3 protein-coding genes are annotated in these 6018 nt (G+C 63.2%); all 3 read right to left on the reverse strand.

Annotated elements, in window-relative coordinates:
- Positions 1–266: 266 nt before the first annotated feature.
- Positions 267–2771 carry a PAS domain S-box protein gene (locus P4L93_04070; protein MDR3686120.1) on the reverse strand — a complete coding sequence of 835 codons (2505 nt, stop codon included), beginning with the start codon at positions 2769–2771 and terminating at the stop codon, positions 267–269.
- 656 nt (positions 2772–3427) lie between these two features.
- Positions 3428–4261: a glycosyltransferase family 2 protein gene (locus tag P4L93_04075; GenBank protein MDR3686121.1), complete on the reverse strand. Its 834-nt coding sequence runs from the start codon at positions 4259–4261 to the stop codon at positions 3428–3430.
- A 1271-nt stretch (positions 4262–5532) separates the two neighbouring features.
- Entirely contained in the window at positions 5533–5952 is a 420-nt protein-coding gene (locus tag P4L93_04080; GenBank protein ID MDR3686122.1) for a hypothetical protein, read from the reverse strand.
- Positions 5953–6018 lie beyond the last annotated feature (66 nt).

Genomic DNA, 6018 nt, shown 5'->3' on the forward strand with positions numbered 1-6018 from the left:
AAGGAAGCGGACGAGCGGATGTATGAGGAGAAGCGCCACCGCTAGCCGGGCGTAAGATGGCGACCTTTGGCGGCAAGGGCCGCTCCGCTGGCCAACCGACTGTCATACCCGCGCGGCTGAGGGTCGTTCGGGTCTCAATCCGGAGGTGGAACCGGCATTGAACCTTCTCCTTGTCGGGTCTGTCCCCCAGCAAGACCGTGCAGCAGCGCGCCTTTGCGCAGCAGCCGACACGGGGGCTCCAGCAGTGGTGCGTATATCACCGGACGCTAGATGTCCGCAAACGTGAAGCCATCGCGGAACAGCTCCATGCATGCCTCGGCCACTTCGGATGAGTACTTCGTCCCCGAGCCGGTCTCGATCTCGTCAAGCGCCGCGCCGACGCTCAGCTTCGCCCGATACGGCCGGTGCGACATCATCGCCTCCGCGACATCGGCGACCATGATGACCTTGGCCTGCGGAAGCAGGTCTTCTCCGTGAAGCCCACGTGGATAGCCTGAGCCATCGCACCGCTCGTGGTGTTGGTACACGATTTCGGCCAGCTGCCCCGGCATGTCGGACGCTTCGAGAATGTCGTAGCCCGCCTTGGCATGGCCCTGGATGAGGCCGAACTCCATGGGCAGGAGCGCGCCGGGTTTGCTCAATATCTCGGCAGGGATGCTCATCTTCCCGATGTCGTGCACGAGCGCGGCGTTGCGGATCTCGTCGATCTCTGCCTCGGGCATCCCCATCTGCTCTGCGATGGCCACCGAGAGCTCGGCTACCCGCCGCTGGTGCCCCGCCGTGTAGGGGTCGCGCATCTCAGTCACTCGGCCAACGACCTCGATGAGCGAGGAGAACGCCTTGGCAAGCCGCGTCTCGGCAGCCTTGCGTTCGGTGATGTCGCGTGTGACACCGTGCACTTCGACGAGGCCGGTTTCCTGGTTGACCACCAGAGAGGCCACGATCTCGGCCCACATGGGCGGAGCGTCCTTGCACACCAGCTCGGCCTGGATCACATACGGCTGCCCCTCGGGGACTGTCCCGGACAGGAAGTCCTCCATCGCCTTGGCGAGCGCCTCGTGGACGGCGGTACCACTTTGGGGAGTCAGCAACGCCTCCATCGGGTCGGCAAGAACCTCGGCGGGAGTGAAACCCATCTGTCGCTCTATGGATGGGCTCACGTAGGTGAACCTCGACGTCTGCGGATCCAAGATCCAGACCACGTCGCTCGCATTGTCGGCGATGGTCCGGTACCGGAGCTCGCTGCGGCGCAGATCCTCCTCGCCGCGCTTGCGCTCGGTGATGTCCTGCACGGCGGTGACCAGATAGGCCAAGGAACCGTCCTGGTTGCGGATCGCGGCCACGCTCACATCGGCCCAGACGGTTGCACGATCCTTGCGCAGGTAGCGCTTCTCAGTCCTATAGGTGTCATGCGACTCGTCGTACAACGGCTGGAGCGCGTCTACCGTCCTTTCAACATCGTCAGGGTGGGTGATGTCGGCGAAACTCATATGGGCGAAATCTTCTGGCGAGTAGCCGAGGATGTCGCACAGCGTCTGGTTCACCTTGAGCCATCGGCCCTCTGGCGTGACCTGCGCGATACCGATGGCCGCGTGGTCGAAGGTCGCTTGGTAGAGCTCCTGCTCACGGCGCAATTCCTGCTCGGCTCGCCCGCGGACCGACAAATCGCGCAGAATGCCCTCGAACCTGCCGTCAGACATCTTGCGCAGACTGATCTCACCGATGAATGCCGAGCCGTCTTTGCGCAAGTATCTCCGTTCGAAGATCAGCACGCCGCCCGGCTCGATCTGATCACCTTGAATGGGAAGGCGCGCCAGCTCCTCCTCAGACACGGTGTCGGACATAGCCATGGACAGCAGCTCCTCGCGGCTGTAGCCAAGCATGTCACACATTGCATCGTTTGCCTCGGAGAAGCGCTTGGTGCGCTCCGTAACGAAGATGCCGTCGGCGGCCTGGTCAACGAGCGTCTGGAGCCGCTCATTGCTTCTGCCAAGTGCGTCCTCGACGACCTTGCGTTCGGTCATGTCCTGACTGATCGAGAGCACGAACTTCTCGCCGTCGACCTCCACCCCGCTTGCGCACACGAGGGTCGGAAGCAACGTGCCATCTTTGTGCCGCCGCAACGACTCCATATTGCGAACCACATCGCCGGCCGCGACCGCGTCAAGGATCGCCTGCCTGTCGGCCAGGTCGACCCACACGCCCAGCTCGGATATCTGGTGCCCCAGGACCTCTTCTTTGGAGAATCCGAACATCTCGACAAAGCGCTCATTGACGTCGACGATGTGTCCGTCCAACGTCGCGATGGTCATCGCGTTTGGGGCCAGATTGAACATCGAGGAGAACTTCACCTCCGATGCCCGCAACGCGGCCTCTGCGGCCTTGCGATCAGAGATGTCCTCGACCGTGGCGATGAAGTAGACCGGAGCGCCCGCGTCGTCCTCGACCAGGGCAGCGCTCACGTTCGCCCACACGACTGAGCCGTTCTTGCGCAGATAGCGCTTCTCGATCCAGAGCGTGTGCAGTGGCGTCGACGTCAACTCGCCACGCAGTACTCGACTCTGTGCGATGTCGTCAGGATGGGTGATCGACTCCAAGGAGTGCCCGACAAGTTCCTTGCGCGAGTAGCCCAACATGTCGCACAGAGCATGATTGGCCCGGATGATGGTCGCATCTAAGTCCAGCTGCGCCATCCCGACGCCAGCTTCTTCGAAGTTGGCGCGGAAGGAGGCATCATCCATCTGCCTGAGCAGTAGCTCTCTCCCGGCCACGCCGTGCGGATCCGTCATCGGGTTCAAACCCCCGCTGTGCCCTGAAGGCCTCCGCCGCGCTCTAGAACGAAGGCTTCCCCACACATGCAAGTACGGGTGACTTTACTTTCATCGGCACATACTGCAACTCTCTGGAGCGGTGCAGAGGCTTCATCGTACCGCTCGGTAGATACTCCTCGCCAGATTGACACTTCTCGTGACGGGATAGACGACACTGCTTTCGCTCGATGAAGGCAAGCGCGCCGATCGCCGAGCCATTGTGCATCTCGACTGAATCGCGCCTCGGTCCGCGACCTCCGCTTCATGGCTCGATGAGGGGCTTCTGCGACGCGTCGTTTGCAATCGCGTTCGCAAGACGCCGCGCGAGGGCTGGCAGGACGCACAGAGTGAACTAGAGTCGCAGAAACGCGGCAAGTCACGGGTTCGAGCCGAGGAGTGGGTGCGAGTGTCCAAGGGGTGGCTAAGCGGTCTTTGTGCCCGTTGGCGGCGAGCCTTGGGCGATCTTCGCTCCCACTGGCACCTTGGGGGCGCCCCAAGCGACCTCAGTACCCGCTGTCGCATCCTGACGCCCGAAGGGCGGCGGGATGCTCACGCCAACGAGTTCATCCAGGCAGTGGATGTGATGCCGCTCTGACCGACATTCGTGCTCGCGCCGACTAGGGACGCTCGACCTCCGGCGCGCAGTCACGCCGCGCCGCGCCCGTGCGCACCTCGCCCCAGCCCCGGATACGCTGCTTCACGATCTCGTTCAGCACACGCCATCCATCCGCGAGCGGAACCAGGTGCGCATCCCCGCCGATACGCAGACGCTCGAAGCTAGCGACCTCGACGACGCGCAGTCCGATGACTGCTGCGCGAAGGTTCATCTCCGTCTCGATCTCGAAGCCCTCGCTGCGCAGGTCGAGGTGCTCGAGTTCCCTACGCCAGAAGCCGGTGAACCCGTAATTGAGATCCGTGTATCGGATGCCGAACAGAACCATCGCGAGCCACATCAGGCCCGTGTTGCCCACCATGCGAGTGAAGGTCATGTCGGCCGTACCACCGCCGGGGATGAACCGCGAGCCCTTGACGTAGTCGGCGCCGGACAGCAGCTGACCGACGAACGCAGGGATCTCGGCAGGATTGGTTGATCCGTCCGCGTCCATGGCCACGAGGATGTCGCCACCCGCGGCTTTGAAGCCCGCGCGAAGTGCGTCGCCCTTGCCGCAGCCCGGTTGCCGGATAACGATGAGGTCCGGGCGCTCAGCCAGCGCGACTTCGATGGTGCGGTCGCTGGAGTTCCCGTCAACGAGAATTACCTCGAACAGCCCGCCCGGAAGCCGGCGCAGCACGAGCGGCAGCGATTCTTCCTCGTCAAGCGCGGCGATGATCACGCTGACGCGCGGCCCATCGTTGGGATGCAGGACGCTCAGTGTCCGTGGCGGACGCGGCTTGGCCCGGCGCTCGATTGCGGGTGGATAGTATGCGGGGTCGCGTGCAACGTCTCGCATTGGTCAGTCCCTCTCGGTGTACGGCTCTCGATCCGATCGAAGCCTCCAGCCTGTTTGTCGGCACCCAGCGTGGCTCGCTGGAGTCGGAGTGTGAAAGACCGGACCGCGCGTTGCTACAGGCCGGTCTCACCGCTGATTCCTCGAACGGGCCCCGCTTGACGTCAGTCAACGCAGTTCTTCACGGACGCGCGGCCGGTCGTTAGTCTGCTCTCTGGACCCCGGCTTCGGTTCTCCTGCGGCGTCCAGACCCGCTAGCAGATCCACACGCAGAAGCCTTTCGTTCCTCCTAGAGCCTGCAGTAATGGCCCAGCCCGAGATCGATACACCCAAGGCCGGCCGTCAGACTGTGCCGTGCGTGAGCCGGTCTCATATCTGCAGCGATATGGTGGCGGCAGACAGAGACGGTCGATACATGGGCATCAGCGCATGCTCAGTAGTCACGGTTGAAGCGCGGGACGTGGTATCGAAGGCGCTTCTTCCAGAAATCGGAAAGCCCTCCACAGGCGCTTCCGCCGGCAGAGGGCTATTTCTTGCTGGTGGCCATCACGGATGGGTTCGTGGCCTTCTGAATGGCAAAAGCGTAGGACCCTCGCGCACACTAGGCTGAAGAACGGCTCCACTGCGGCTCTTGTCCGCTCTGTATAACCCTCAGGTCAATACGCAGTCCTGCCGACAATCGGGCTGAGTGACAAATGGCCGAAAGAACAACGGAGCAGGCGGCATGCAGAAGACCTGGGAGACGCGCATGGCCGAGGTCTGCGAGGAGCTTAAGACTCGCGGCGTCATCGCCTAGCCGTCATACGAGACCCACTCTTGCGTCTTGGTGACGGATGAGGAACACGAAGACCCGAGTGATGGTTCTGACTGGGAACGGGTGTTCGCCGCCCCGGAGGTGTTCCTTTCGGATGACGACCTTTGCGCGAATGGCTACAAAGAAATCGTTCTACGCAAGGTAACGGCCGCGCTTGGACACTTGCCGACCGTACGTAGCCGGCCGTTAGCAGGCTGAGCGGAGATGACGGGCCGTGGCGGGCGGGCTCGTGGCCACTCGGCGTGCGACCCGATGATGGGCGAGCGTGGCCAGTTGGACCGGATCCGCGGGTAGGCCAGAGGATCGGCGCCTGGCACTCCGTGGTCGCGCACCAGACCGACCCACGTGCGACCATCCCAGTGGCGTGACTCAGGCTTGCCGGTGGGGAACCGGCTACCTTGTCTCCGCAGGCAGCGGGTCGTTTCTCGCCGATGGCGCCAGCGGAAGCGCTTCGAACCGCCTACTCCTTGCGCGACCTTCGCCCCGCAGGCGGACGCCCTTCCGTCACCTGCATCCACGCATCCAGCAGAATCGCAGCGGCTTCTCGCTGTCCGGCCATCAGGACGTCGACGGCCCCATTCGTCTTGGTCTCACCGAGCGTCGCCGCCACTTCTTGTTCTGTCGCCGCGAGCACTTCTGCTGCCGCTCGATGCGATTCAAGAAGAGCACCTTTCTCGTCTTCCGACAAGACGTGCTCGGTCGCATCTTCCTGCCCCTGCTTGATAAGACTCTCAGCGCGCTTCTGTTGCTCAAGCAGTAGCGCCACGGCCTTAGCCTCGGCATCGCTCGCAACTCGCCTGGCCTCAGTGTTGGAGGCCGAGAGCACGTCGATGGCTCTCTGCCGGGCAGCGAAGAGTATCTCCCTCTCTTCGTCGCTCACGGGCTCCCCCTCTCGAAAGACGCGCGGCTTCCGCGAGAAGCATACTGCCCGAAGCCATCGAAGGGC

This window comes from Coriobacteriia bacterium (genome assembly GCA_031292615.1).
Lineage (GTDB): Bacteria > Actinomycetota > Coriobacteriia > Anaerosomatales > JAAXUF01 > JARLGT01.